This window comes from Streptomyces sp. NBC_01481, from assembly GCF_026339995.1.
Classification (GTDB): domain Bacteria; phylum Actinomycetota; class Actinomycetes; order Streptomycetales; family Streptomycetaceae; genus Streptomyces.
The window spans coordinates 1076438-1100773 of the sequence record NZ_JAPEPT010000002.1 but is presented as its reverse complement, the minus strand read 5'-3'; the positions used below and the strand labels follow the sequence as shown (position 1 = coordinate 1100773).

The 24336-nt window shown below is 70.0% G+C and carries 23 protein-coding genes and 1 tRNA gene; 12 read left to right on the top strand and 12 right to left on the bottom strand.

Annotated features, from left to right (window positions below; genetic code table 11):
• Window positions 1-38: 38 nt before the first annotated feature.
• The gene (locus tag OOK40_RS15725; protein ID WP_266481177.1) at window positions 39-596 is read right to left on the bottom strand and encodes a heme-binding protein; all 558 of its coding nucleotides are present in this window, start codon (window positions 594-596) and stop codon (window positions 39-41) included.
• A gap of 265 nt (window positions 597-861) precedes the next feature.
• Here OOK40_RS15725 and OOK40_RS15720 point away from each other — a divergent pair, with 265 nt between their 5' ends.
• The 4 genes from OOK40_RS15720 (at window position 862) to OOK40_RS15705 (ending at window position 5148) form a co-directional block, all read left to right on the top strand.
• Complete coding sequence (locus OOK40_RS15720; protein WP_266481175.1) at window positions 862-2076, top strand: sensor histidine kinase; 1215 nt, start codon at window positions 862-864, stop codon at window positions 2074-2076.
• Window positions 2073-2696, top strand: coding sequence for a response regulator transcription factor (locus OOK40_RS15715; RefSeq protein WP_266481173.1), 624 nt, complete (start codon window positions 2073-2075; stop codon window positions 2694-2696). Before OOK40_RS15720 ends, OOK40_RS15715 begins: the two co-directional genes overlap by 4 nt.
• Window positions 2697-3051: 355 nt before the next feature.
• Window positions 3052-4593 (top strand): M4 family metallopeptidase, encoded by a 1542-nt coding sequence (locus OOK40_RS15710; RefSeq protein ID WP_266481764.1) that lies wholly within the window; start codon window positions 3052-3054, stop codon window positions 4591-4593.
• A 57-nt stretch (window positions 4594-4650) separates the two neighbouring features.
• Window positions 4651-5148 (top strand): hypothetical protein, encoded by a 498-nt coding sequence (locus tag OOK40_RS15705; RefSeq protein WP_266481171.1) that lies wholly within the window; start codon window positions 4651-4653, stop codon window positions 5146-5148.
• Between the two features lie 44 nt (window positions 5149-5192).
• Here the strand turns inward: OOK40_RS15705 and OOK40_RS15700 are convergent, their stop codons facing one another.
• Complete coding sequence (locus tag OOK40_RS15700) at window positions 5193-5663, bottom strand: GNAT family N-acetyltransferase (protein ID WP_266481169.1); 471 nt, start codon at window positions 5661-5663, stop codon at window positions 5193-5195.
• Window positions 5664-5817: 154 nt separating this feature from the next.
• On the opposite strand from OOK40_RS15700, the gene OOK40_RS15695 reads away from it, so the two are divergent.
• Window positions 5818-7224 carry an FAD-binding oxidoreductase gene (locus OOK40_RS15695; protein ID WP_266481167.1) on the top strand — a complete coding sequence of 469 codons (1407 nt, stop codon included), beginning with the start codon at window positions 5818-5820 and terminating at the stop codon, window positions 7222-7224.
• On the opposite strand, the gene OOK40_RS15690 is transcribed toward OOK40_RS15695, so the two are convergent.
• Both OOK40_RS15690 and OOK40_RS15685 read right to left on the bottom strand, forming a co-directional pair.
• The gene (locus OOK40_RS15690) at window positions 7221-7547 is read right to left on the bottom strand and encodes a hypothetical protein (RefSeq protein ID WP_266481165.1); all 327 of its coding nucleotides are present in this window, start codon (window positions 7545-7547) and stop codon (window positions 7221-7223) included. The genes OOK40_RS15695 and OOK40_RS15690 overlap by 4 nt on opposite strands.
• A 263-nt stretch (window positions 7548-7810) precedes the next feature.
• A tRNA-Thr gene (locus OOK40_RS15685) sits at window positions 7811-7884 on the bottom strand.
• Between the two features lie 179 nt (window positions 7885-8063).
• On the opposite strand from OOK40_RS15685, the gene OOK40_RS15680 reads away from it, so the two are divergent.
• From OOK40_RS15680 to OOK40_RS15670, 3 genes are all read left to right on the top strand, one after another.
• Complete coding sequence (locus tag OOK40_RS15680; RefSeq protein WP_266481761.1) at window positions 8064-9200, top strand: ABC transporter ATP-binding protein; 1137 nt, start codon at window positions 8064-8066, stop codon at window positions 9198-9200.
• 245 nt (window positions 9201-9445) lie between these two features.
• Entirely contained in the window at window positions 9446-9868 is a 423-nt protein-coding gene (locus OOK40_RS15675) for a hypothetical protein (RefSeq protein ID WP_266481162.1), read from the top strand.
• Window positions 9869-9922: 54 nt separating this feature from the next.
• Complete coding sequence (locus OOK40_RS15670; protein WP_266481160.1) at window positions 9923-10645, top strand: nucleotidyltransferase family protein; 723 nt, start codon at window positions 9923-9925, stop codon at window positions 10643-10645.
• 105 nt (window positions 10646-10750) lie between these two features.
• Here the strand turns inward: OOK40_RS15670 and OOK40_RS15665 are convergent, their stop codons facing one another.
• The gene (locus tag OOK40_RS15665) at window positions 10751-12376 is read right to left on the bottom strand and encodes a DoxX family membrane protein (protein ID WP_266481158.1); all 1626 of its coding nucleotides are present in this window, start codon (window positions 12374-12376) and stop codon (window positions 10751-10753) included.
• A 244-nt stretch (window positions 12377-12620) separates the two neighbouring features.
• On the opposite strand from OOK40_RS15665, the gene OOK40_RS15660 reads away from it, so the two are divergent.
• Both OOK40_RS15660 and OOK40_RS15655 read left to right on the top strand, forming a co-directional pair.
• Window positions 12621-14123: a hypothetical protein gene (locus tag OOK40_RS15660; RefSeq protein ID WP_266481155.1), complete on the top strand. Its 1503-nt coding sequence runs from the start codon at window positions 12621-12623 to the stop codon at window positions 14121-14123.
• 254 nt (window positions 14124-14377) lie between these two features.
• Window positions 14378-14995 (top strand): NUDIX hydrolase, encoded by a 618-nt coding sequence (locus OOK40_RS15655; protein ID WP_266481153.1) that lies wholly within the window; start codon window positions 14378-14380, stop codon window positions 14993-14995.
• 43 nt (window positions 14996-15038) lie between these two features.
• On the opposite strand, the gene rlmB is transcribed toward OOK40_RS15655, so the two are convergent.
• The 5 genes from rlmB to OOK40_RS15630 form a co-directional block, all read right to left on the bottom strand.
• Window positions 15039-15992, bottom strand: coding sequence for a 23S rRNA (guanosine(2251)-2'-O)-methyltransferase RlmB (gene rlmB, locus OOK40_RS15650; protein ID WP_266481151.1), 954 nt, complete (start codon window positions 15990-15992; stop codon window positions 15039-15041).
• Window positions 15993-16077: 85 nt separating this feature from the next.
• A complete protein-coding gene (gene cysS / locus OOK40_RS15645) occupies window positions 16078-17478 on the bottom strand; it encodes a cysteine--tRNA ligase (RefSeq protein WP_266481149.1) in 1401 nt (466 codons plus the stop codon).
• Window positions 17479-17626: 148 nt separating this feature from the next.
• Window positions 17627-18115, bottom strand: coding sequence for a 2-C-methyl-D-erythritol 2,4-cyclodiphosphate synthase (gene ispF, locus OOK40_RS15640; protein WP_266481146.1), 489 nt, complete (start codon window positions 18113-18115; stop codon window positions 17627-17629).
• Window positions 18105-18842 carry a 2-C-methyl-D-erythritol 4-phosphate cytidylyltransferase gene (gene ispD / locus OOK40_RS15635; RefSeq protein ID WP_266481144.1) on the bottom strand — a complete coding sequence of 246 codons (738 nt, stop codon included), beginning with the start codon at window positions 18840-18842 and terminating at the stop codon, window positions 18105-18107. Before ispD ends, ispF begins: the two co-directional genes overlap by 11 nt.
• A 318-nt stretch (window positions 18843-19160) precedes the next feature.
• Window positions 19161-19643, bottom strand: a complete 483-nt coding sequence (locus OOK40_RS15630) for a CarD family transcriptional regulator (protein ID WP_003953493.1) — start codon at window positions 19641-19643, stop codon at window positions 19161-19163.
• 613 nt (window positions 19644-20256) lie between these two features.
• Between OOK40_RS15630 and OOK40_RS15625 the strand changes: the two genes are divergently transcribed.
• The gene (locus OOK40_RS15625; RefSeq protein ID WP_266481142.1) at window positions 20257-20949 is read left to right on the top strand and encodes a DUF461 domain-containing protein; all 693 of its coding nucleotides are present in this window, start codon (window positions 20257-20259) and stop codon (window positions 20947-20949) included.
• A 124-nt stretch (window positions 20950-21073) separates the two neighbouring features.
• On the opposite strand, the gene OOK40_RS15620 is transcribed toward OOK40_RS15625, so the two are convergent.
• Both OOK40_RS15620 and OOK40_RS15615 read right to left on the bottom strand, forming a co-directional pair.
• Complete coding sequence (locus OOK40_RS15620) at window positions 21074-21754, bottom strand: response regulator transcription factor (RefSeq protein WP_142217884.1); 681 nt, start codon at window positions 21752-21754, stop codon at window positions 21074-21076.
• Window positions 21751-23037: a cell wall metabolism sensor histidine kinase WalK gene (locus OOK40_RS15615; protein ID WP_266481135.1), complete on the bottom strand. Its 1287-nt coding sequence runs from the start codon at window positions 23035-23037 to the stop codon at window positions 21751-21753. Before OOK40_RS15615 ends, OOK40_RS15620 begins: the two co-directional genes overlap by 4 nt.
• Before the next feature lie 211 nt (window positions 23038-23248).
• Between OOK40_RS15615 and phoU the strand changes: the two genes are divergently transcribed.
• Window positions 23249-23926 carry a phosphate signaling complex protein PhoU gene (phoU, locus tag OOK40_RS15610; RefSeq protein ID WP_266481133.1) on the top strand — a complete coding sequence of 226 codons (678 nt, stop codon included), beginning with the start codon at window positions 23249-23251 and terminating at the stop codon, window positions 23924-23926.
• The last annotated feature ends 410 nt before the right edge of the window (window positions 23927-24336 follow it).

Here is a 24336-nt window from a genome sequence, read left to right as displayed (position 1 = left end):
CGGGGTATGCGCTCGGGGAGCGAATCAGCAGGTACGGCTTACTTGTTGAGCGCCGCGACACCCGCCGCTGCGTACTGCTCGTCCAGGGCGCCACTGGGCGCGCCCGCCACGCCGATGCCCGCGATCGGGGCGCCCTGGGACCGCACCGGTGCGCCGCCCGCGAGGAAGAGCGTGCCGGGGATGTCCTTCAGGTTCGGGGCCTGCTCCAGGCGCTTGACGAGCTCGGAGGTGGGGGCGTTCCAGGAGACGGCGGTGAAGGCCTTGCGCTGTGCCGACTCGTACGACTGAGGGCCTGCGCCGTCGCCGCGCAGGGTGACGACGGTGGTGCCGTTGCGGTCGACGACGGCGACGGAGACGCGCTGGTTGTCCTTCTCGGCAGCCTCCAGCGCCGCCCGGGCGGCCTGGGTCGCCGCCGCGACCGTCAGGTGGGTGGACTGCTGGAGGTTGCGGTCGGCCGCATCGGCCCGGACGGCGGCGAGCGACTCGGCGGCGGGAGCGGACGCGTTCGCGGACACGGCGCCGAAGGTGCCCGCACCCAGGGCGGCCGCGGCGACGGCTCCGGTCAGGACACGGGCACGCAGGGACAGCTTCTTCATGGTCGTGGGGCTCCTCGGGCTCTGGGCCGGGTCTTACTCGGGGCTGGGTCTTACTCGGGGCTGGGTCTTACTCGGGGCTGGGTCTTACTCGATCCTCGGGTCCGGTCCGGGGCACCGCGGTCGGCGTACCGGCTGCTGAGCGCAGGCATGATGGACGACGGCCGGGTCAGCCGATCGGCTGATGCGGCGGTGGTCCCGCCGGGTCACGATGCAGAACAAGCCCCAGGTCACAGAGCACACGCAGCGCCGCCCGCAGGAGAGCCCGATGTCCCACGCACCGTCCGCCACCGGCGGTGATCGCGCGATCCTGGATCCGCAGACCCGGGATCCCGATGCCCGCCGGCTGGTGACGGTGATGAACACCGCCTTCCTCGCCCTGCTCGCCGGATCTCTGCTGCGCTATCTCTTCAAGCACCCGGAGAGTCCGCGGCTGCCGTGGGTCGTCGGCCTGAGCATCACCCTCGCCGCGCTCCAGCTCGCGGGCCACTGGCTCGGCGGGCGCCGGGCCGACCGGCTGCGGCTCGGCGGGCAGCGGCCAGGCCGCCTCCAGCTGGCGCTGCTCGGCTCCGTCGTGGCCTGCTGGGTCGTGATCGTGCTCCTCGCGCCGAGCTTCGCCTGGTGCGCCGTACCGCTCATCTACACCGGGCTGCGATCGCTGCCCATCCGCGCCGCCGTCGCGCTCGTCGCCGTGCTCTGCGCGCTGGTGATGATCGCCGAATGGCGCCTGGCGGACAGCGTGGACCCCAATCTCTTTCTGCTGCCGCCGACGGTCGCCGTCCTCGCCACCACCGTCTTCATCTACATGCGGCGCCAGGCCGACCGGCTGGCCGCCACCGAGCGGCGCGAGGGGACGCTCGCCGAACGCCAGCGGCTCTCCATGGAGATCCACGACACCCTCGCGCAGAGCCTGTCCAGCCAGCAGATGCTGCTCCAGGCCGCGGAACGCACCTGGGACAGTGACCCGGCGGCCGCCCGCGGCCATGTCCGTACGGCCGAGTCGATCGCCGAGCGCAGCCTCGCCGAGGCGCGCCGCTTCGTGCACGATCTGGCGCCCGCGGACCTGGCGGAGGGCGGCGGCCTGGACGAGGCCCTGCGTACGCTCGCCGAGCGCGAGTCCACCGGCTCCCTCCAGGTCCGCTTCCACCGGGACGGCACGCCTGTGCCACTGCCCGACCGGGTCCAGTCGGCGCTGCTGCGGATCGCGCAGGGCGCGCTGGCGAACGTACGGGAGCACGCGGCGGCCACCACCGCCGCGCTCACCCTCAGCCACCTGGACGACCAGGTGGTCCTGGACATCGCCGACGACGGCCGCGGCTTCGAGCCGTCCGGCGCCCGTACGGACGCCCCTGTCGGTGACCGGGGCCACGGGCTGCCCGCGATGCGCGCCCGCGTACGGCAGCTGGGCGGCACGCTGACCGTCGAGTCGACGCCGAGCGATGGCACGGTCCTGTCCGCCGCGATTCCCCTGGAGCGCGCATGACCGCGGTACGGATCCTGCTCTGCGACGACCACGCCGTCGTACGCGCCGGGCTCCTCGCCCTCCTCGGCAGCGAGCCGGACATCGAGGTCGTCGGCGAGGCGGGCAGCGGCGAGGAAGCGGTCGCGATGGCGGCGAAACTGACCCCTGATGTGGTGCTGATGGACCTCCAGCTGGGGCCCGGCATCGACGGAGTCGAGGCGACCCGGAGCATCGCGACGCCCCAGGTGCATGTGCTGGTGCTGACGACGTACGACACGGACGCGGACATCACGCGCGCGATCGAGGCGGGCGCGACCGGCTATCTGCTGAAGGCGGAACGCCCCGAGGAGCTGTTCGCGGCGATCCGCGCGGCGGCGCAGGGCCGCACCGCGCTCTCGGCCCCGGTCGCGAGCCGCGTACTGCACCACATGCGCGGCACGGGCCGCCCATCCCTGACGGAACGGGAACGGGACATCCTCGGCCAGCTGGCGCGGGGGCTCGGCAACCGGGAGATCGCGCGGGCGCTGTTCATCAGTGAGGCGACGGTGAAGACGCATCTGGGGCGGATCTACGCGAAGTTGGGCGTGGACACGAGGGCCGGCGCGGTCTCGGTGGCGAAGGAACAACGGCTGCTGCCGTAGCCGCGCCGGGCGCGAAGCGCGGCCGCTGCTGCCGTACGCGCGCCGTGCCCGAAGCGCCGCGAGGGCTCCTGTGGCGGCGACCCGCACACGGCCCGCCCCCCACGTCCACGTAAGCCACCCTCCGCATCAACACACCGCATAGCGGACACACTTGTACGCCTGACGAACAACTCACGGTCAAATTCGTGTTGCAGACCTGTCAACAACGGACTTTCGCTGGCACTCTCTCTGCCGCTGCCCCCCACCACCCGGCGAAGGAGCCCGCGTGACCCGCCTGCAGTCCTCGCACCACACCGCCCCCTCCCGCACGCGTGCGCGAACCGCACGTACCGCCGCGCTGATCGCCTCGGCCGCCATGGTCGCCGTCGCGCTCACCAGCGGCTCGGCCAGCGCCGAGGCCGACCGCGAAGAGGGCGCGACCGCTCTCGTACTGTCCGCCGCACAGCGCACCGCCACGCTCAAGGACGCCCAGGCCGAGGCGGCCACCACCGCCAGAGCCATCGGCCTCGGGGGCAAGGAGAAACTCGTCGTCCGCGACGTCGTCAAGGACACCGACGGCACCGTGCACACGCGCTACGAGCGCACCTACGACTCACTCCCCGTCGTCGGCGGCGACCTCGTCGTCCACGAGAAGAAGTCCGGCGCCCGCACCGCCACCAAGGCCACCAACGCCAAGATAGCCGTGGCCAGTACGGCCCCCGCCATATCCGTCGCGAGCGCCAAGAAGTCCGCCCTCGCCTCCTCCGACGCGAAGTCCGAGACCGCCTCGTCCGCCCGCAAGGTGATCTGGGCCGCCACCGGCAGGCCCGCCCTCGCCTGGGAGACCGTCGTCACCGGCGTCCAGCAGGACGGCACCCCGAGCGAGCGGCACGTCCTCACGGACGCTGCCACCGGCAAGGAGCTGTACGCGTACGAGGCCATCGAGACCGGCACCGGCCACAGCCAGTACAGCGGCACCGTCACCCTCGGCACCGCGCCCTCGTACACGCTGACCGACACCGGCCGCGGCGGCCACAAGACGTACGACCTGAACGGCGCCACCAACGGCACCGGCACCCTCTTCAGCGACCCCGACGACACCTGGGGCGACGGGGCCGCCACCAACCGCCAGACCGCGGCCGTCGACGCCCACTACGGCGCCGCGGTGACCTGGGACTTCTACAAGAACGAGCTGTCCCGCAACGGCATCAGGGGCGACGGCGTCGCCGCCTACTCCCGCGTCCACTACGGCAACGCCTACGTCAACGCCTTCTGGTCCGACCAGTGCTTCTGCATGACGTACGGGGACGGCGCCGCCAATCTCAAGCCGCTCACCTCGCTCGACGTGGCCGGCCACGAGATGAGCCACGGCCTGACCGCCTCCACCGCGGGCCTGCGCTACAGCAAGGAGTCCGGCGGCCTCAACGAGGCCACCTCCGACATCTTCGGCACCTCGGTCGAGTTCTACGCGGCCAACGCCACGGACGCCGGCGACTACCTCATCGGCGAGAAGATCGACATCCGCGGCAACGGCACCCCGCTGCGCTACATGGACAAGCCGAGCCGCGACGGCAACTCCGCCGACTACTGGTCACGGACCGTCGGCCGGCTCGACGTGCACTACTCCTCCGGCCCGGCGAACCACTTCTTCTACCTGCTCTCCGAGGGCAGCGGCGCCAAGACGATCAACGGCGTCAGCTACGACTCCCCGACCTACGACGGCTCCACCGTCACCGGGATCGGCCGGGTCAAGGCGTACAAGATCTGGTACAAGGCGCTCTCCACGTACATGACCTCCTCGACCAACTACGCGGGCGCGCGCACCGCGACCCTGCAGGCGACGAGCGACCTGTACGGCGCGGGCAGCGCGGAGTACACGGCGGTCGCGGCCGCCTGGACCGCGGTCAACGTGAAGTAGACACCGGTCACGGGCCGCGCGGCAGTGACCCCGCGCGGCCCGTGACACCATCGACCCGTGCTCGACATCGGCTACTCCCTCTCCCGCCGCTTCCCCGACCCCCCGCAGACGGACTACCGCCGCGCGGACGTCCAGGCCCTGCGGCACGACCTCTTCTGCGGCGACGTCTACCTCGCCGACACCAAAGAGGACCGCGAGGTCTCCACAGCCTGGGGATGGGTGCCGGTCCTCGACTTCGCCTGGGCCCTGTGCGACATCGTCGAGCAGCTCGACCGCGACCCCCTCGGCAACCGCGCCGCGAAACCGCAGCACGCCGAGCTCGACTTCACCGAGTCGGCCGACCGCATGCTCTTCGAGCGGCGCTTCGGCTGGGTGGACGTGGAGGCCGACTGGATGCCCGGCGACGAGCCGCCGCTCACCTTCAACCACGGCGAGCTGCGCCGCGAAGCCCGCGACTTTCTGCACGATCTGATCGCGGACCTGTCCGACATGCACGAGGGCCTCGCCGACAACCCCGTGGTGTGGGGCATCCAGGCCCGTTTCCCCCGCGTCTGACAAGCGCCGCCGGCCGTCGTCCTGGTCCCGAGCCTCGCGATCGCCTACGAGCCCAACGAGGCCAGCGCCTCGTCGGTCAGCCGGTACACCGTCCACTCGTCCTGCGGCTTCGCGCCCAGCGAGCGGTAGAAGTTGATCGACGGGGTGTTCCAGTTCAGTACGGCCCACTCCAGGCGCTGATACCCGCGCTCCACACAGATCCGCGCCAGCTCCGTCAGCAGCGCCTTGCCGTGGCCGGCGCCGCGCAGCGCCGGACGCACGTACAGATCCTCCAGATAGACACCGCTCACACCGGTCCACGTCGAGAAGTTGAGGAACCACAGCGCGAAGCCCGCCACCTCCCCGTCGTCCGTCTCGGCGATGTGCGCGAAAGCGGCGGGCCGCTCCCCGAACAGCGCCTCGGCCAGCTGCTCCTCGCTCGCACGGGCCTCGCCCAAGGCCTTCTCGTACTCGGCGAGTTCGCGGACCATACGGTGAATCTCAGGGACGTCGGCCGGTGTGGCGATACGAATCATGAAGCCAGCCTGCCCGCCCGCCCCTCTGCCGTGCCAGCAGTTCCGGGCAATGGGCACTTGCTGCCGAGTGCGGCGACCGGTCCCGCGTACGACGATGAAGTGGTGGGCGAGTACCCTCCCGCCACACGCACTCACGCTGAGCAGCAGGGGCATCATGAGCACGAGCAGTACGAGCACCGTCAACGGCGGCATATCGTTCTGGTACGCACAGGAAGGCACCCCCGTCCCCCGGGAACCCCTCCCCGGCGACGCCACAGCGGACGTCTGCATCGTCGGCGGCGGATACACCGGCCTGTGGACGGCCTACTACCTCAAGAAAGCCGTCCCCTTCCTGAACATCACTGTCCTCGAAGGCAAGTTCTGCGGCTACGGCGCCTCCGGCCGCAACGGCGGCTGGCTCTACAACGGCATCGCCGGCCGCGACCGGTACGCCAGACTCCACGGCCACGACGCCGCCGTCCGCCTCCAGCAGGCGATGAACGACACCGTCGACGAAGTCATCCGCGTCGCGGCCGAAGAGAACATCGACGCCGACATCCACAAGGGCGGGGTACTCGAAGTCGCCCACACCCCCGCCCAGTTGACCCGCCTGAAGAACTTCCACGCCGTCGAGATCGCCTTCGGCGAGAAGGACCGCGTCCTGCTCGGCGCCCGCGAAACAGCCGACCGCATCCGCGTCACCGGCGCCGTGGCCTCCACATGGACCCCGCACGGCGCCCGCCTGCACCCGGTCAAGCTGATCAAGGGCCTGGCGGCGGCCGTCGAAGCCCTGGGCGTCACGATCCACGAATCGACGCCCGTCACCGAAATCAGGCCCAAGCACGCGGTGACCCCCTACGGCACGGTCCGCGCCCCCTACATCCTGCGCTGCACCGAAGGCTTCACCGCGAACCTCAAGGGCCACAAGCGCTCCTGGCTCCCGATGAACTCCTCCATGATCGCCACCGAGCCCCTCCCCCAGTCCGTCTGGGACACCATCGGCTGGGACGGCCGCGAAACCCTCGGCGACATGGCCCACGCCTACATGTACGCCCAGCGCACCGCCGACAACCGGATCGCCCTCGGCGGCCGCGGCGTCCCCTACCGCTACGGCTCCCGCACCGACAACGACGGCCGCACCCAGCCCGCCACCGTCGAAGCCCTCCGCGACATCCTGGTCCGCTTCTTCCCCACCACCGCGGGCGTCCGCATCGACCACGCCTGGTCCGGCGTCCTCGGAGTCCCCCGCGACTGGTGCGCCACCGTCACCCTGGACCGCTCCACCGGCCTCGGCTGGGCAGGCGGCTACGTCGGCTCGGGCGTGGCCACCACCAACCTCGCGGCCCGCACCCTGCGCGACCTGATCCAACAGGACTCGGGCCAATCGGGCGGCACCGATCTCACCACGCTGCCCTGGGTCAACCACAAGGTCCGCAAATGGGAACCGGAACCCCTGCGCTGGCTGGGCGTCCGGACGATGTACGCGGCCTACCGCACCGCGGACCGCCGCGAATCAACGGCCCACTCGACCCAGACGAACCGCATCGCCCAGCTGGCGGACCGCATCGCGGGCCGCCACTAAGGCGTCCCCTGGGGCTTGCCCCTGCTTTCAGGGCCCCAGGCCGACCGTGCCGGGATCCAGCTGCTCCCGGAAGGCGCTCCGGGACAGCAGCTCACCGGAGCCGATGGCCTGGGGGCGATCGCCACAAACCCGGCCCGGAAGTGCATGCCGGGCTCGGCCGGTACGCCGGTCATCGACTCGCCGAGCGCGGCGGTGATGACCTCCCTGCCGTCCCTGGTGACGCGCAGCAGCACGGACTTGAGATCCAGCTCGCTCTTGACCTGCTCGGCGATCCGCAGCACTCGCGGGCCGGGCCGCCCCTGGGCGGCGGGGAGCTGACACACGGGCGGCTCTTCCCGTGCCCGTCCATGGCGGAGGCGGAGACCGTGAACTGGGTACTCGCGGCGATGAGCGTCGCGACGCAGAGCAGCGTCGTCATGCGTGTGCGTCTCATGCCCGCACGATGGGCGAGCGAGGCCAGCGAATCAGGACATAACACCCCGAACCGCACGGGGATCACTCTTCAGAGCCCTTGCCCCCGGCGCTGCTGGAACGGGCAGGGCGAGTGGCCCGGACCTGATGGGTCCGGGCCGGCGTGTCGCAGGAGAGCCCCCTGTCGGATTCGAACCGACGACCTACGCATTACAAGTGCGTTGCTCTGGCCAGCTGAGCTAAGGAGGCGCGTTCGAGCAGTCTAACCGGACCGGTCACCCGTCCCGGTCGAAAATTTCCTCACCGTCCCGCTACTGACAGATCGGACAACGCCAGGTAGCGTCACGGAAGGTTCACCACAGGTGGACTACACCACTCCCTTACTCGGATCGTCCGGCACGTTCCTGCCGGTGAAGGAGAACATCACCATGGCCACTGTCACGTTCGACAAGGCGACCCGGATCTATCCGGGCACCGACAAGCCCGCCGTCGATCAGCTCGAGATCGAGACGCAGGACGGCGAATTCCTCGTCCTCGTCGGTCCCTCCGGCTGCGGGAAGTCGACCTCCCTGCGCATGCTCGCCGGTCTCGAGGACGTCAACGCCGGATCCATCCGCATCGGTGACCGCGACGTCACGCACCTGCCGCCCAAGGACCGGGACATCGCCATGGTGTTCCAGAACTACGCGCTCTACCCGCACATGTCCGTCGCCGACAACATGGGCTTCGCCCTCAAGATCGCCGGCGTCAACAAGAGCGACATCCGCAAGAAGGTCGAAGAGGCCGCCAAGATCCTCGACCTCTCCGATTACCTCGACCGCAAGCCCAAGGCGCTCTCCGGTGGTCAGCGGCAGCGTGTCGCCATGGGGCGGGCCATCGTGCGGGAGCCGCAGGTCTTCCTCATGGACGAGCCGCTGTCGAACCTCGACGCCAAGCTGCGTGTCTCGACGCGTACACAGATCGCCAGCCTCCAGCGCCGTCTGGGCATCACCACGGTGTACGTCACGCACGACCAGGTCGAGGCCATGACCATGGGTGACCGTGTCGCTGTCCTCAAGGACGGTCTGCTGCAGCAGGTCGACTCGCCGCGCAGCATGTACGACCGCCCGGCCAATCTCTTCGTCGCCGGCTTCATCGGCTCCCCGGCCATGAACCTGGTCGAGGTCCCGATCACCGACGGCGGTGTGAAGTTCGGCAACAGCGTCGTCCCGATCTCGCGTGAGGCGCTGTCCGCCGCCGCGGACAAGGGCGACCGTACGGTCACGGTCGGCGTCCGTCCCGAGCACTTCGACGTGGTCGAGCTCAACGGCTCGGCGGCCAAGTCTCTTTCCAAGGACACCGAGGACGCCCCGGCCGGTCTCGCCGTGTCCGTGAACGTCGTCGAGGAGCTCGGCGCCGACGGCTACGTCTACGGCTCCGCCCAGGTCGGCGGCGAGCACAAGGACCTGGTCGTGCGGGTCGGCGGGCGTTCCGTGCCGGACAAGGGTGCCGAGCTGCATGTCGTGCCGCGTCCGGGTGAGATCCACGTGTTCTCGACCTCGACGGGTGAGCGTCTCAGCGACTGATCCCCTGCCGGCCCGGCAGAACCCAACTCGGCAGAACGGCCCCGCATTTCGGTGCGGGGCCGTTCTCGTATGTCGACAAATACCCCGGCACACCCCGGCACACCCCGCCACACCCTGACACTTCGGTGATTCCATGACCTTTCGAGCCCGTACGTCAACGCCGGATTCGAAAAGCAGCTTCGAACCATCCCCCGCCCGAGTGACTAAATGTCGCCAAATCATTACTGACCGCTACGCTCGCTCGCGTGACCCACACAGCCCGCCGAATCGGCCGCACTCTCGCTCTCGTTCTGCCCGTCGTCCTGGTGCTTTCCGGAACCCTCGCGGTCACCAGCGTCCCGTGGGCAGGGCACAACACCGAGTCGCAGATGCTCACCGCGTCCTCGGAGAACGTCTCCGTACGCGCCAAGTCGCGCGCTCCGCAGGACCTTCTGCGCGACCGCCTCCTCACCGAGCTTCAGGAGAAGGGCGCGAGCTCCGCCCTCACCCACCTGCAGCGCACGGTCGAGGAGCGCCCCTCGCTCGCCCGGCACTGCATGTCGCTCGCCCGCGCGCTCGGCCGCGCCGCCGTCGAGAAGTACGGCCCCACGCGCGCGCTGACCTTCTCCCGCCCCGTGTGCGACATCTCCTTCGCGAGCGGCGTCGCCCAGCAGACCCAGGGGAGGTGACCGCGGGGCGAGGGGTGTGACACCTCCTCCCCCTCGCCGCATATCGTTCACGGCATGCATACGCCTACGTATCCGACGCAGGCCGTGGTCCTGGCGGGCGGCCAGGGCTCGCGGCTGCGCCCGTACACCGATGACCGCCCCAAGCCGATGGTCGAGATCCCGGGGACCGGGACCCCGATCATCGGCCATCAGCTTGCCTGGCTCGCCGCCGAGGGCGTCACCGACGCCGTCGTCTCCTGCGGTCATCTCGCCGAGGTTCTCCAGCAGTGGCTGGAGAGCGCCGATCTGCCGCTGCGGGTGACCACGGTCGTCGAGACGGAGCCGCTGGGCCGGGGCGGCGGCCTCAAGTACGCCGCCGCCCATCTCCCGCATCCGGACCAGCCCTGGTACGCCACCAACGGCGACATCTGGACCCGCTTCTCGCTGCGCGAGATGGCCGCCTTCCACGGCGAGCGGGACGCGATCGCCACGCTCGCGCTCGCCCGCCCCCGGATCCCCTGGGGAGCGGTCGAGACGGACACCTTCGGGCACATCACGGACTTCGTCGAGTCCCCGCCGTCGCCGTATCTCATCAACGCGGGTGTGTACGTCTTCTCCGCGGCCTTCACAGCGCTGCTGCCCGACAAGGGCGACCATGAGCGCACTACCTTCCCCCGTCTCGCGCGTGATCGCCGTCTGGCCGGTTTCCCGCTGCCTCAGGGCGCGTACTGGCGGGCGATCGACACCGCCAAGGACCTGACTGAGGCAGCCAAGGAGCTTGCCGGGCAGGCGCGTTGAGGGATCACACCGAAGGGGCGGCCACCGTGGTCACGGTGGCCGCCCCTTTCGTCGTACGCGGACTCAGTTACGCGGACTCAGTTACGCAGACTCGGCTACGCGGACTCAGCCGAGCAGTCCGCCGATCACTCGGCCGCCGCCGGAGCCGCCCGAGGTGCCAGAACCGCCCGAGCCTCCGGAGCTGCCGCCGCTGACGCTGCCCCCACCGGAACCGTCCCCGCTGCCGGAGCCTCCGCCGCTGCCCGTGCCGGTGCCGCCGCTGGACGAGGGACCGGAGCTGCTGGACGGCGGCTCCACGGGCTCGGACTGTCCCGGCGGCTGCTGTCCCGTGCCCTGCGTCTGGCTCGGCTGATCGCCGATCGTGCCGGTCTCGCGGACGGCCTCCTTGGAGGGGGTCGCCTTCTCGGCCCTGGGGGTGCTGCTCTCGGACGGTGACGGCGTGCCGTCGCCGCCGCGGGTGCCGGAGGAGCTGCGCTCGCCGCTGGACTCCTGCGGCAGCGGGGATCCGGGAAGGTGGTTGGTCGGGTCCTGGTTGGGCCCCGGCACGGTCACCATGTCGGAGGAGCGCACCGCCCCGCCGAGCACGGAGCCGATCAGCAGGGTGAGGCCGACCACGACGGAGGCGACGACGGTGCCGCGCCGCAGTACGCGCCGGCGCAGTTCCCACAGTTCGGAGCGCGGCCCGAGCTTGCGCCAGGCCTCTCCGGCGAGCCGTCCGTCGACGGAGTAGACGGGGGCGCCCGCGATGATCAGCGGGGACCAGGCGGCGAGGTAGATGATGTCGGGCGCGTCGTACGCCGGAACGGTCTTCCAGCTCACGGTGAGGATCAGCGCCGCCGACAGCAGCGCGCCGATGACCGCCGCGACCCGCTGCCACAGTCCCAGCACGGTCAGGACGCCGACGACGACCTGGAGGAAGGCGACGGTGAGGCCCGCCCCGACGGGGTGGGACAGCGCGAAGTCGCGCAGCGGTTCGGCGAGGCCCCACGGGTTGAGGGAGTGGAGCCACTTCACCATCGAGCCGCGTTCGCCGCCGTCGAAGTAGACGGGGTCGCAGAGCTTGCCCATTCCGGCGTAGATGGAGATGAAGCCGAGGAACACCCGCATGGGCAGCAGCACCACGCCGAGGTTCATGCGCCGCCCGGGGTAGTAAGCGTGCCGCACGGCGTCTGCGCCGTGCCGTTGTACGGAGCTCTCGCCGCGCCTGCCGGCCTCGAACTCCTCGTCCTCGTACGGCTCCTGGCCGTAGGGCTGGTACGAGTCGTACGCGCCGACAGCCTTGCGCATGGGGGGCAGCAGCGGCCTGCCGGAGCCGCCGGACCCGGGTCCGCCCACGACGGGCGTGTGCGCGGTCTCGGTGGCACGGCCGGCGGCGAGGTCGATCCGTGGGATGACCTGCGTCGCGCCGGAGTCGTACGCTCCGCGGTCGAAGCCGCCGGAGTCGTAGCCACCGGAGTCGAGCGCGCCCGTGTCGAAGGCGTCGGTACCGAAGGCGTCGCGCTCCGCGGTGGAGTTGCGCACGGCCTGGAGCAGACCGGTCGCGCCGACGTCCCCCGGCGCCGACCTGCCGCTCCACACGACGGGCGCCCGTCGCCGCCCCGCCGCGCCGGCGACGGGGATCCGTGCGGTGTCCGCCAGGGCACGTGCGGGGCGCGGGCTCTGGGCGAGCCGCACCCGGAAGCTGGCGTGGTTCACGATGACCTGCGCGGGATCGCAGTCCACCTTGACCATGCTCAGCGCAGGCTGATCATCGAACCCGGGCCGGGGCGTTCTGGTGTCCACACTCATCTAACCGAGTGACCTGTCTTTAGGACACTGCCCCGAAGGCCCCTATCTGTCCGAGACCCGTCAAGGTCCTTTCCGTCAAGATCATTGCGGTCGGCGTGGCCCGTTCGTGGCCGATGCGCCAATTCGTATGACGATCACCGCAGTTGGCAGAAGAATGTGAATCCGTCGCCTCAGAGGGAGATCACCAGTGACCGACCGGGCCGAGTCCGCACGGGCAAGCAATCAACTGACCTTCGGGGACCTCACCGACTACCCCGTGATGGCGCAAGCCCTGGACAACCAGTGGCTGCCACCGGATCTCGCCGCCGCTCAGCAACGACCCCACGCCACAAAGGGCAGTACTTCCGAGGCCGTTGACGCCGCCTCCGCCGAGCTGCGCCGCTCGCTCGTCAACAGCGGGACGCTCGTGGTCAATCGCGCGTATTTCCTCAACAACGAAGCGCTCTACCGCAACTACCGCCCCGGCATCGAACCCGCCGAGCGCGAGGCCTTCGTCCGGCTGCTCAACGACCGTGCCCTGGTGCCCTACCTCTACCGGGAACGGGATCCGGGCGAGGAGGCCGCCTGGAGCAAGGACCGGCAGGTACAGCAGTCGTGGCGGCGGCTGCTCGCCGACGAGGCGGAGCCCGCCTGCGTCCGCTTCGACTGGGACGACGACACCAACAGGGAAGAGACCGAGAAGGTCAGCAACTACTTCTCGACGAGCCTGTCCACGCTGCGCCGCCTGAAGATCCCGCAGCTCGCCAAGGACTTAGGGATTTCGCAGGAGCGCGCCAGGGCGCTGCGGGAGGGAGTCCTCAAGGACATCTACGACTGGGCGGGCGAGCAGGACCCGGACAAGGACATCACCCGCAATGCCGTCTACCAGCAGTTCCTCTGCCGTCCGGGGTCCGAGCCGCACGAGCAGCTGCTCCGGGAGGGGGAGGACGTACTCCCCGCGAAGCAGCTGATCGACCTGCTGTACAGCGTGGGTGTTCCCAAGGCGAGCGGTCTGATCGCGCTGACCCCGCCCGATTCGCCGGCGCGCAGTGCCCTGCAGGAGCTCGGTGAGGCCGAGCGGTCGCCCGTGGCCGACCCGGAGGCGCTCGGCAGGCTGCTGCGCGACGTCTTCGCCGACTCCCTGCACCGGGCCGTGGACGGGCCCAACTCCTATGCGGCTCTCGGCCTTTCCGACATCACCGCGCTGCGCCGCGAAGAGGAGTGGCGCGCCTACATCGACGCGCTCAACGGTTTCGTGCGGGGCGGCTTCGCGCACGGACGTGTCCCCGATTCCGACGCGTTCACGGGCGCGACCACCGAAATCGCCGAGCTGCACGCGAAGATGCTGCGCAAGGCGCGGAAGCTCGGCCGCTCGGAGAAAGGTTTCCAGCGCGAGATCGGGATGGCCCTCGTACTCGAGTCGGCCGGCCTCTCGCTCCAGCTCGCGGGCGACGGAGTGTCGTTGCTGTCGGGCTCGGTCCAGCTGGCGAGCGCGGGCCTCGGCGCCCTGGTCGTCCGGCTGGTCTTCACGGACGGGGGCAGCGCTCTGCGCAGCGGGCTCGGACACAGCGTGACATTTCCCACGCTCAGGCTGGGCAGTGTGAAGCGGGACTGGGAAGCGCTGCTCGGCGCGTACGGCGAGCGGATCACGGAAATCGACGCCCTGCCGCGCAGGAACCAGGCCGACCAGCAGATCCCCGACGCCCCTTAGGTTCTGTCCGGCCGATCTTGCCGGGCTCGCGTGCCCTGGCACGCACTCCCCCGTAGCCCTTCGGGCACGGGAGGTGCCCCCATGCCGCGTTGCGTCAGTCGCCGACGCTCCGCGTCGGCTCTCCCCCTGCCTTCGGCGGGGGGACCCCCATCCTCCGGCCTGCGATCGCACGCACCACAGTGACATCAGCCGCTCCGCGGCGGGCCGCTCACTGATCCGGCCTGATCGACCGGACAGAACCAAGAAGGACCAGCATGAACACGTACGACCGGCTGCGCACCGAGCGCCCCGAGCTCTTCGTCAATCCGCCCGGCGGCATCGAGATCCTGAGCGATCCGGAGTCGGTCGCGGCGGCGGGAGGGGTGGTGTACGAGGACCCGTACGTGATGGTCCTCCGCGATCCGGTCAGGTTCCCGGACGGCAGGACCGGTACATACATCCGCTCGATCGGCACCACCGCGGAGCCGGGCTGTGTGGTGCTCCCGCTGCTCGACGGCGAGGTGGTGCTGGTCGAGCACTTCCGGCACGCAACACGCTCGTGGCTGTGGGAGGTGCCGCGCGGTTTCGGGACGCCGGGGCTGGCCGGTGAGCAGAACGCCGCGAAGGAGCTGCGGGAGGAGATCGGCGCGGATGTCCGTGAGCTGATCCCGCTGGGTGCGGTCCACCCGGACTCGGGGGCAGTGGGCGACCGTGTCCTGCTCTACGCGGCCCGGATCGACGCGATCGGCGCGCTTGCCCTGGGTGAGGGCATACGGCGGACGCTCACTGTGTCCTTCGCTCAGGCGGAGGAGATGGTGGGCGACGGCCGGATCACGGATGCGTTCACCATCGTGGCCCTCAGCCGCGCGAGGCTCGCGGGCGTGGCGGGCTGAAGGCTCCGCCCGGGGGCCTGCCGGGCCCCCGGGTCCGTCCGGATCAGACGCGGCGCTTGGACGCCTCGTACAGCACCACACCCGCCGCGACACCCGCGTTCAGCGACTCCGCGCCGCCCGGCATCGGGATGCGGACCAGGTAGTCGCAGGTCTCGCCGACCAGGCGGGACAGGCCCTTGCCCTCGCTGCCGACGACGATGACGAGCGGGCCGCCGAGCGCTTCGAGGTCGCCGACCTCGTGGTCGCCGTCCGCGGCCAGGCCGACGACGGTGAGGCCCGCCTTCTGGTACGACTCCAGGGCGCGGGTCAGGTTGGTCGCACGCGCGACCGGGGTGCGGGCCGCCGTGCCCGCGGAGGTCTTCCAGGCGCCGGCCGTCATGCCCGCGGCCCGGCGCTCGGGCACGACCACGCCGTGGCCGCCGAACGCGGAGACGGAGCGGACGACGGCACCCAGGTTGCGCGGGTCGGTCACGCCGTCGAGCGCGACGATCAGCGGGTCCTCGCCCTCGTCGAAGGCGGCTGCCGCGAGGTCCTCGGGGTGCGCGTACTCGTACGGCGGGACCTGGAGGACGAGGCCCTGGTGGTTGAGGCCGTTGGTCATCCGGTCGAGCTCCGGGCGCGGCGCCTCCATCAGGTGAATGTTGCCGCGCTGCCCGGCGAGCTGGAGCGCCTCGCGCACCCGCTCGTCGTTGTCGATGAACTGCTGGACGTACAGCGTCGTCGCGGGCACGCCGTCGCGCAGCGCCTCGAAGACCGGGTTACGGCCGACGACCATCTCGGAGGTGCCCTTGCCGCCGCGGCGGGCGACGGGGCGGCGGGCGGCGGTCTTCTTGGCCTGGGCGTTGGCGACGCGGTTCTTCTTGTGGCCCTTGCGGGCGGCCGCGGGCGGCGTCGGGCCCTTGCCCTCGAGTCCGCGGCGTCGCTGGCCACCGCTGCCGACCTGCGCGCCCTTCTTGTTGGACGTGCGGCGGTTCCTGCGCTGGCTGTTCCCGGCCATGACTACCTGTTTCCTGAAGCTTTCGAATGCGTACGTACGTAAGAAAGTGTGCCGCCCGGGAGCCCGGGCGGCACATTGTGGCCGGTCAGCGCGGTCCGAGCGTCCAGCGCGGCCCGTCCGGACCGTCCTCGACAACAAGCCCGGACTGCTGCAGCTGGTCGCGGATCGCGTCGGCTGTCGCCCAGTCCTTGCGGCCCCGGGCCGCCTCGCGCTGCTGGAGCACCAGCCTGACGAGGGTGTCGACGACGCCGTGGAGGTCTTCGCCGCGGTCGGCCTCGCCCGCCCAGTGCGGGTCGAGCGGGTCCAGGCCGAGGACGCCGAGCATGGCCCGCAGCTCGGCGAGGCGGGCGACCGCGGCTTCCTTGTCGTCGGCGGCCAGTGCGGAGTTGCCCTGGCGGACCGTGGTGTGGACGATGGCGAGCGCCTGCGGGACGCCCAGGTCGTCGTCCATCGCCTCGGCGAAGGCGAGCGGCACCTCGGGCGCGGGCTCGACGACTCCCCCCGCCTTCTCGACCACGCGCTGGATGAAGCCCTCGATACGCGCGAAGGCGGACTCGGCCTCGCGCAGGGCTTCCTCGCTGTACTCGATCATCGAGCGGTAGTGCGGCGTACCGAGGTAGTAGCGCAGCACGATGGGACGCCACTGCTTGACCATCTCGGAGACGAGCACCGAGTTGCCGAGCGACTTGGACATCTTCTCGCCGCTCAGGGTGACCCAGGCGTTGTGCACCCAGTACCTGGCGAATTCGTCGCCGAAGCCCTTGGCCTGGGCGATCTCGTTCTCGTGGTGCGGGAAGATCAGGTCGATCCCGCCGCCGTGGATGTCGAAGGCCTCGCCGAGGTACTTGTGGGCCATCGCCGAGCACTCCAGGTGCCAGCCGGGCCGGCCGCGGCCCCAGGGGGTCTCCCAGCTCGGCTCGCCGGGCTTGGCCGCCTTCCACATGGCGAAGTCGCGCTGGTCGCGCTTGCCGGTCTCGCCCTCGCCGGACGGCTGGCGCAGCTCGTCGAGGTTCTGGTTCGACAGCTCCAGGTAGCCGAGGAAGGAGCGCACGTCGAAGTAGACGTTGCCGTCGGCCTCGTAGGCGTGTCCGCGCTCGATGAGGCCGCGCATCATCTCGACCATCTCGGTGATGTGGCCGGTGGCGCGCGGTTCGTAGGTGGGCGGCAGGCAGCCGAGGGCGTCGTAGCCGTCGTTGAAGGCGCGCTCGTTCTCGTATCCGATCGACCACCAGGGGCGGTTCTGTTCCGCCGACTTCCAGATGATCTTGTCGTCGATGTCGGTCACGTTGCGCACGAAGGTGACCTCGTAGCCGCGGTACACGAACCAGCGGCGCATGATGTCGAAGTTGAGATACGACCGGACGTGCCCGATGTGCGGGGCGGCCTGCACGGTCGCGCCACACAGGTAGATCGAGACGCAGCCCGGCGTGAGCGGGATGAAGTCACGGATCTGCCGGGCGCTGGTGTCGTGCAGGCGAATAGTCACGTATCAAGGGTAGTGGCCCCGTACCAGTGCCCCGCGCCCCTTGTGGGACGCGGGAACAGGTTTGTGACTTTGTCCGAGCCCGATACGAGTCGGACACGGGCCGGAGGCGGGGATTCCTGGCGACAACTCGCCGTCCGTGCTGGGTATTTCACCCGTCCGCGCGGAACACCAGCGCCGTGGCGATAGCGGCAAGACCTTCTGCCCGTCCCGTCAGACCGAGCCCGTCCGTCGTGGTTCCCGATACCGAAACGGGCGCACCGACCGCCGCACCGAGCGTCTTCTGCGCTTCGTCGCGCCGCTTGCCGATCTTCGGGCGTACGCCGATGACCTGGATGGCGACATTGCCGATCTCGAAGCCTTCGGCCCGTACGATCCGGGCCGCCTCGGTGAGCAGCATGACGCCGGAGGCGCCGGACCACTCGGGCCGGGAGGTGCCGAAGTGGGCGCCGAGGTCGCCGACGCCGGCCGCCGAGAAGAGCGCGTCGCAGGCGGCATGGGCGGCGACGTCGCCGTCGGAGTGCCCGGCGAGGCCGTCCTCGCCCTCCCACAGCAGTCCGGCGCACCACAGCTCACGGCCCGCCTCGAAGGCGTGCACGTCCGTGCCGACGCCGATCCGGGGGACATGACTAGAAGCCATCGTTGGCCCTCCTGCGGGCGAGAACCGCCTCGGCGAGTACGAGATCGAGGGGACGGGTCACCTTGAACGCCTCCTCGTGGCCGGGTACGACCACGACGGGCTCGCCGAGCTGCTCGACCATGCTCGCGTCGTCGGTGACGTTGTCGGTCACGGTCTCGTGGGCGCGCACGAGGGTTTCCCGGTCGAAGCCCTGCGGGGTCTGTACGGCGCGCAGCCTGGCTCGCTCGGGCGTGGCGAGGACCGGCTCGGGCGAGCCGTCCGTGCGCGGCTCGACCTCCTTGACGGTGTCGGCGAGGGGCAGCGCGGGCACGACGGCCACCGCTCCGTCGCGTACGGCCTCGATCACCGCGTCGACCGTGTCGACGGGCACCAGCGGCCGGGCCGCGTCGTGGACCAGCACGGCGTCGATGCCGGGCGGCAGGGCGTCCAGGCCGAGCTTCACGGACTCCTGGCGGGTGTCACCGCCGGGGACGACCAGGAAGTCGGTCCTGTCCGGAAGTGCATGGTCGGCGAGGAGGGACTTCACTTCCGCGGCACCGTCGGGCGGGGCCACCACGATGACGAGCGAGACGGCGCGGGATGCGGCCATGGCTCGTACGGCGTGGACGAGCATGGGCGTGCCGTTCAGCGTACGGAGCGCTTTGGGGGCGCCCGGGCCGAGCCGTACGCCCCGGCCGGCCGCCGGGATCACCGCTGCGGTGCGGAACGGGGGCGATTGGTCAGACATCGGTTGCACTCCGGCAGGTTTGTTTCCTTGGCCGACATGGGTATGGCCACAGCGTGCCGGGCGCGACGCTTGACCGGACCCTTCCGTGACAACTGGTCTGCGCCAGCCGCCCGGGCCCGGCACACCAAGTGGGGCAGGGTGCCGCGCGTGCGGCAAGTGGGGATTCACGAGCGATACACGAAGCGATACCCAACACGAGCGATTCACGAGCGGCGATTCACCGGCGCAGACGAACATGCCGCAGCGCCCGGCGACAGGACTGTCATCACAGCATGTCAGCGGGCACCGCGGCACTTTATTGATTCCAACGCCGGTGCGTCAGGACGCGAGGACCTCGTCGAGCAGAGCCTCGGCCTTGTCTTCGTTGGTGTTCTCCGCGAGGGCGAGCTCGCTCACCAGGATCTGGCGCGCCTTGGCGAGCATGCGCTTCTCACCAGCGGAAAGCCCACGCTCCCGCTCGCGACGCCACAGGTCACGCACTACTTCGGCGACCTTGATGACATCGCCGGAGGCGAGCTTCTCGAGATTTGCCTTGTAGCGGCGGGACCAGTTCGTCGGCTCTTCTGCATACGGTGCGCGCAGCACCTCGAAGACCCGGTCGAGCCCGTCCTGACCGACTACATCGCGAACGCCCACGAACTCCGCATTGTCCGCCGGCACGCGAACCGTCAGGTCGCCCTGAGCGACCTTCAGCACCAAGTAGGTCTTGTCCACGCCTTTGATCTGGCGAGTTTCGATGGCCTCGATCAGCGCGGCCCCGTGATGGGGATAGACCACGGTGTCGCCAACCTTGAACGTCATGTGACAGGTACCCCTTCCGTGGCTATCCAGGGTAACACGGAAACGGCTTCTTCTGAATGGCGTTTTCGCAGGTCAGGGCATATCTCGGGGCTTGACAACAGCAACACGAACGTGCTGCGGGCGGCTTCCGGAAGGGGGTATTCGCAGGTCGGAGCGGCTGCGCGGGCGGACAGAAACGCGCACGTTACACCCGGCGCAAGCCCCTCCAAGGGGGCCGAACGTCCCGATTTGCCGGATTCCAAGCGGTGAACTTCCCGTACTCCGTTCGGCGGTCGGTCACCCGTACGGACGGATCCGCCGCCGAATCCGGAATTGATCACCGGAACGTATTCGGTAAGGAATGCGAGGCTGCCGTGAAATTGATCAACATGGTTATGTGAACGGCGCACGAAGGGCGGCGTACGAATCGGCAGGATCGCACTGCGGTGCTCGGCGAGTCCGGAGCGGCGGGAGGAGGCGGCCGGCGAAGGGGCGGGTCGGGTGCGGGGCGGGCGCGGGCGCTCGGTAACCTAAGCGCGAACTGACACGGGCTTAGCGATCTGCATGCCGGTTTCCACGCCAGTTCAACAGCCTGTCCGTAGCCAGTCCGTACGTCCAAGGAGATGCCGCCGCCGTGAGCCGCAGCCTTCGACGCGGCGCCCTCGCCGCTACCGCCATCGTGTTCTCGATCGCCGCGCTCTCCGCCTGCGGGGCGGGCATGGACGCGCAGACCCTTGAAGTCCGGCCGGACAACGCCGCGACGACGGTCGACACCATCAAGATCCAGAACGCGACGGTGCTCATTCAGCCGCAGGCGGAGGCGCAAGGTCCGGCGGTCGTCTCAGCGACGCTCTTCAACACCGGCTCCCAGCCGCAGACGCTCGAAGCGATCACGCTGCCGGGGCTGAGCGCCCCGGTGAAGCTGTCCGCCGCGAAGGGCTCGGGATCGATCACGATTCCGGCGCAGGGCTCGATCATCGTCGGCGGCGCGGGGAACGCGGCCGCGGTGATCGAGAAGGGCGAGGAGGCGTCGAAGAACGCAGGAGGCGTGCAGAACGTCGTCTTCCGCTTCAGCGAGACCGGCGACGTCAAGGTGCAGGCGATGGTCCTTCCGGCGAAGAGCTACTTCGAGGCGTACGGGCCGAGCTCGCTGCCGAAGCCGTCGGGGAAGCCGTCGACGGAGCCCACCGGCACACCCTCGGGCACGCCGTCCGGCAGCCCTTCGGGTTCGGCCACGGGCCAGGCGGGCGAACCGGGCAACGGCGAGTCCGGTGAGCCGGACACCGCGTCGGACTCCGCCTCGGCGTCCCAGAACGCCGGCCACTGACACACACGAGGGCGCCCCGCCAGAACTTCTCTGGCGGGGCGCCCTCGTGTTGTCACCGGAAGTCGCCGGTCCACAGCTCAAGCCATGCGCCCGACTCCGTCCGGCCTTCTGGCCGCGGGCCGGTTTACGGCTCGAACTTGTAGCCGAGGCCCCGCACCGTCACCAGGTACCGCGGCGCGCCCGGGTCAGGCTCGATCTTGGCGCGCAGACGCTTCACGTGGACGTCCAGCGTCTTCGTGTCGCCCACGTAGTCCGCGCCCCAGACCCGGTCGATCAGCTGCATACGGGTCAGCACCCGGCCCGCGTTGCGCAGCAGCATCTCCAGCAGGTCGAACTCCTTCAGCGGGAGGTCGACCTTTCCGCCCGAGACCGTGACGACGTGACGGTCCACGTCCATCCGGACCGGGCCCGCCTCCAGGGCGGCCGGGGTGACCTCCTCCGGCTCGCCGCGGCGGCGCAGGACCGCGCGGATGCGGGCGACCAGCTCCCGCGAGGAGAAGGGCTTGGTGACGTAGTCGTCGGCTCCTATTTCCAGCCCGACGACCTTGTCGATCTCACTGTCCTTGGCGGTCACCATGATCACCGGGACATTCGAGCGGCCGCGCAGCTGGCGGCACACCTCGGTGCCCGGCAGCCCGGGCAGCATCAGGTCGAGGAGGACGAGGTCGGCGCCATTGCGCTCGAACTCGTCGAGACCCTCGGGCCCCGTGGTCGCGATGGCGACCTCGAAGCCCTCCTTGCGGAGCATGTAGGACAGGGCGTCGCTGAATGATTCCTCATCCTCGACGACGAGCACTCGGGTCACGGAAGGACCTCCGGGGCAGGAATTTCGCTGTTCGGATCGGTGTCGTAAGGCCGGTCGTCGTCCTCGTCGACGCGATCCGGTCCGGTGGATGAACGGTCCCGCACGGCCCCCGCTTCGGGAAGCCGCAAGGTGAAAGTGGAGCCCTGTCCCTCGGAGCTCCACACCGTGACCTCCCCGCCGTGCGAGGCGGCCACGTGTTTGACGATAGCCAGTCCCAGGCCGGTGCCCCCGGTGGCCCGGGACCGGGCGGGGTCGACGCGGTAGAACCGCTCGAAGACCCGCTCACGGTCCTTCTCGGAGATGCCGATGCCCTGGTCGGTGACGGCGATCTCGATGAGATCGCCGCCGGGCGCGGACACGCGACGTGCGGAAATCCCGACCCGGGTGCGGGCCGGGGAGTAGTTGACGGCGTTCTCGACGAGGTTGCCGAGTGCCGCGGCGAGCTGGCCGCGATTGCCCCAGATGTGCAGGGCGGCGGTACCTCCCGCAGAGCCTTCGGCCTGGGAGGTACCCCCGACGGCCATGGTGATCTGTTTGGTGGACGCGGGATGCCGGGAGCGGTCGATGGCTTCGGCGATCAGTTCGTCCACGCGTACAGGTTCGGCGTCCTCCAGCGGGTCGTCGTTCTGCACCCGGGAGAGGTCGATGAGCTCCTGTACGAGATTGGTGAGCCGGGTCGCCTCTATCTGCATACGGCCGGCGAAGCGTTCCACCGCTTCGGGGTCGTCCGAGGCGCCCATGACCGCCTCGGAGAGCAGGGAGAGCGCGCCGACCGGGGTCTTGAGCTCATGGCTGACGTTGGCGACGAAGTCGCGCCGTACCGCTTCTATCCGGCGGGCCTCGGTGAGGTCCTCGACGAGCAGCAGGACGAGCCGGGAGCCGAGGGGGGCCACCCGGGCGGAGACGGCGAGGGCCTCGCCCCGGCCTGTGCCGCGCCGGGGCAGATCCAGTTCGACCTGCCGTATCTCGCCGTCTCGGCGGGTGTCGCGGGCCATGTGCAGCATCGGCTCGACGGCGAGTTTCCCGCCGCGCACCAGACCGAGGGCGTACGCCGCGGAGCTGGCCTTGACGACGGAGTCGCTCTCGTCGAGGACGACCGCGGAGGAGCGGAGTACGGACAGGACTGTGTCGACGCCGGGCGGCAGCACGGCGTCGGTGTGCAGGGAGGTGCGGGTGGGTCGCGCCTGGTCGCGTTCGCTCCAGCGGAACGCCAGCATGGCGATGACACCGGTGCACAACCCGGCGATCGCTGCCGCTGCGGCGACCGCCGCGTTCACGTCCATGCACCCAGGTTATGCGTGGCCGGGGAGATGCTCCCAGCCAAACGGGTGGCACCTCGAACAGTCGTCGCTCAGAGTTCACCAGGGGGATATGGCTGATTCACTTCCGGGGGAGGCTCCGGACGCGTAACGGACAGACCGTGGGAGCGTGGGGGTCCGAAAACACACCCCCTGGCCCATCCGGACCCCCGTCGCATCAAGAGAGGGACATCCCATGCGGGACGCGTACCACGAGGAACTGGACTCGATCGGCGAGGGTCTGGTCGAGATGGCCCGGCTGGTCGGGTCGGCGATCGGGCGCGCCACGACGTCCATGCTCGACGCCGATCTCAAGCTCGCCGAGAGCGTGATCGCCGCCGATCAGAAGGTCGACGATCTGCAGCACGACCTGGAGGCTCGGGCGATCGCCCTGCTGGCGCGGCAGCAGCCCGTCGCGACGGATCTGCGGATCGTGGTGACCTCGCTGCGGATGAGCGCGGACCTGGAGCGCTCGGGCGACCTGGCACAGCATGTGGCCAAGCTGGCCCGGCTGCGCTTCCCCGACTCCGCGGTGCCGCACGACCTGCACGCGACCATTCTGGAGATGGGGCAGCTGGCGCAGCGGCTGATGGCCAAGGCGGCGGAGGTCATCATCACCAAGGACGTCGACCTGGCGCTCCAGCTGGAGACGGACGACGACGAGATGGACCTGCTGCACCGCACGCTCTTCCAGCACCTGATGGACGACCGCTGGAAGCACGGCATCGAGACCGCCGTGGACGTGACGCTGCTCGGCCGCTACTACGAGCGCTTCGCGGACCACGCGGTGTCGGTCGCCAAGCGGGTCGTCTATCTGGTGACGGGCGAGCACGCGGACGAGCTCCAGCCGCCGACGCAGGTCGAGGGCGCGTAGTTCCCCGCGGGGTGCGATGTGCCTCCACGCGCTGTTGATGCGCCCGCGCGAGCGGGCATGCAATGGGCAGTGGCGGCACATCTCGTACGCCTATGAGGAGGGACCATGACCCAATCCCCCACGAGCGACCCTCAGCAGGAAACCCCTGTCGAGGTGGTGTTCCTGCCGGTACTCGGCGCCTGCGGCTGCGGCTCGGGGTGCGGTTGCGGCTGCCAGTCGGGCGGACCGTGCCAGTGCGGTGGCTGCTGCGGCTAGGCGATTTCTTACGTGCGCGTAAAGTTACTTATGTGCGCGTGTAGTTGAAAGGGCCCCGAATTCCCTTGCGGACGGGGCCCTTTCACCTGCGGCTCTACTGAGCGGTTCGCCAACTTTTGTCACAATTGCCCGAATTGCTTGACAATGCGTGACCA

Coding starts and splice junctions, on each gene's coding strand:
- OOK40_RS15725 (WP_266481177.1), bottom strand. CDS start 596: ATGAAGAAGCTGTCCCTGCGTGCCCGTGTCCTGACCGGAGCCGTCGCC.
- OOK40_RS15720 (WP_266481175.1), top strand. CDS start 862: ATGTCCCACGCACCGTCCGCCACCGGCGGTGATCGCGCGATCCTGGAT.
- OOK40_RS15715 (WP_266481173.1), top strand. CDS start 2,073: ATGACCGCGGTACGGATCCTGCTCTGCGACGACCACGCCGTCGTACGC.
- OOK40_RS15710 (WP_266481764.1), top strand. CDS start 3,052: ATGGTCGCCGTCGCGCTCACCAGCGGCTCGGCCAGCGCCGAGGCCGAC.
- OOK40_RS15700 (WP_266481169.1), bottom strand. CDS start 5,663: ATGATTCGTATCGCCACACCGGCCGACGTCCCTGAGATTCACCGTATG.
- OOK40_RS15695 (WP_266481167.1), top strand. CDS start 5,818: ATGAGCACGAGCAGTACGAGCACCGTCAACGGCGGCATATCGTTCTGG.
- OOK40_RS15680 (WP_266481761.1), top strand. CDS start 8,064: ATGGCCACTGTCACGTTCGACAAGGCGACCCGGATCTATCCGGGCACC.
- OOK40_RS15670 (WP_266481160.1), top strand. CDS start 9,923: ATGCATACGCCTACGTATCCGACGCAGGCCGTGGTCCTGGCGGGCGGC.
- OOK40_RS15665 (WP_266481158.1), bottom strand. CDS start 12,376: ATGGTCAAGGTGGACTGCGATCCCGCGCAGGTCATCGTGAACCACGCC.
- OOK40_RS15655 (WP_266481153.1), top strand. CDS start 14,378: ATGAACACGTACGACCGGCTGCGCACCGAGCGCCCCGAGCTCTTCGTC.
- rlmB (WP_266481151.1), bottom strand. CDS start 15,992: ATGGCCGGGAACAGCCAGCGCAGGAACCGCCGCACGTCCAACAAGAAG.
- ispF (WP_266481146.1), bottom strand. CDS start 18,115: ATGGCTTCTAGTCATGTCCCCCGGATCGGCGTCGGCACGGACGTGCAC.
- ispD (WP_266481144.1), bottom strand. CDS start 18,842: ATGTCTGACCAATCGCCCCCGTTCCGCACCGCAGCGGTGATCCCGGCG.
- OOK40_RS15630 (WP_003953493.1), bottom strand. CDS start 19,643: ATGACGTTCAAGGTTGGCGACACCGTGGTCTATCCCCATCACGGGGCC.
- OOK40_RS15615 (WP_266481135.1), bottom strand. CDS start 23,037: ATGGACGTGAACGCGGCGGTCGCCGCAGCGGCAGCGATCGCCGGGTTG.
- phoU (WP_266481133.1), top strand. CDS start 23,249: ATGCGGGACGCGTACCACGAGGAACTGGACTCGATCGGCGAGGGTCTG.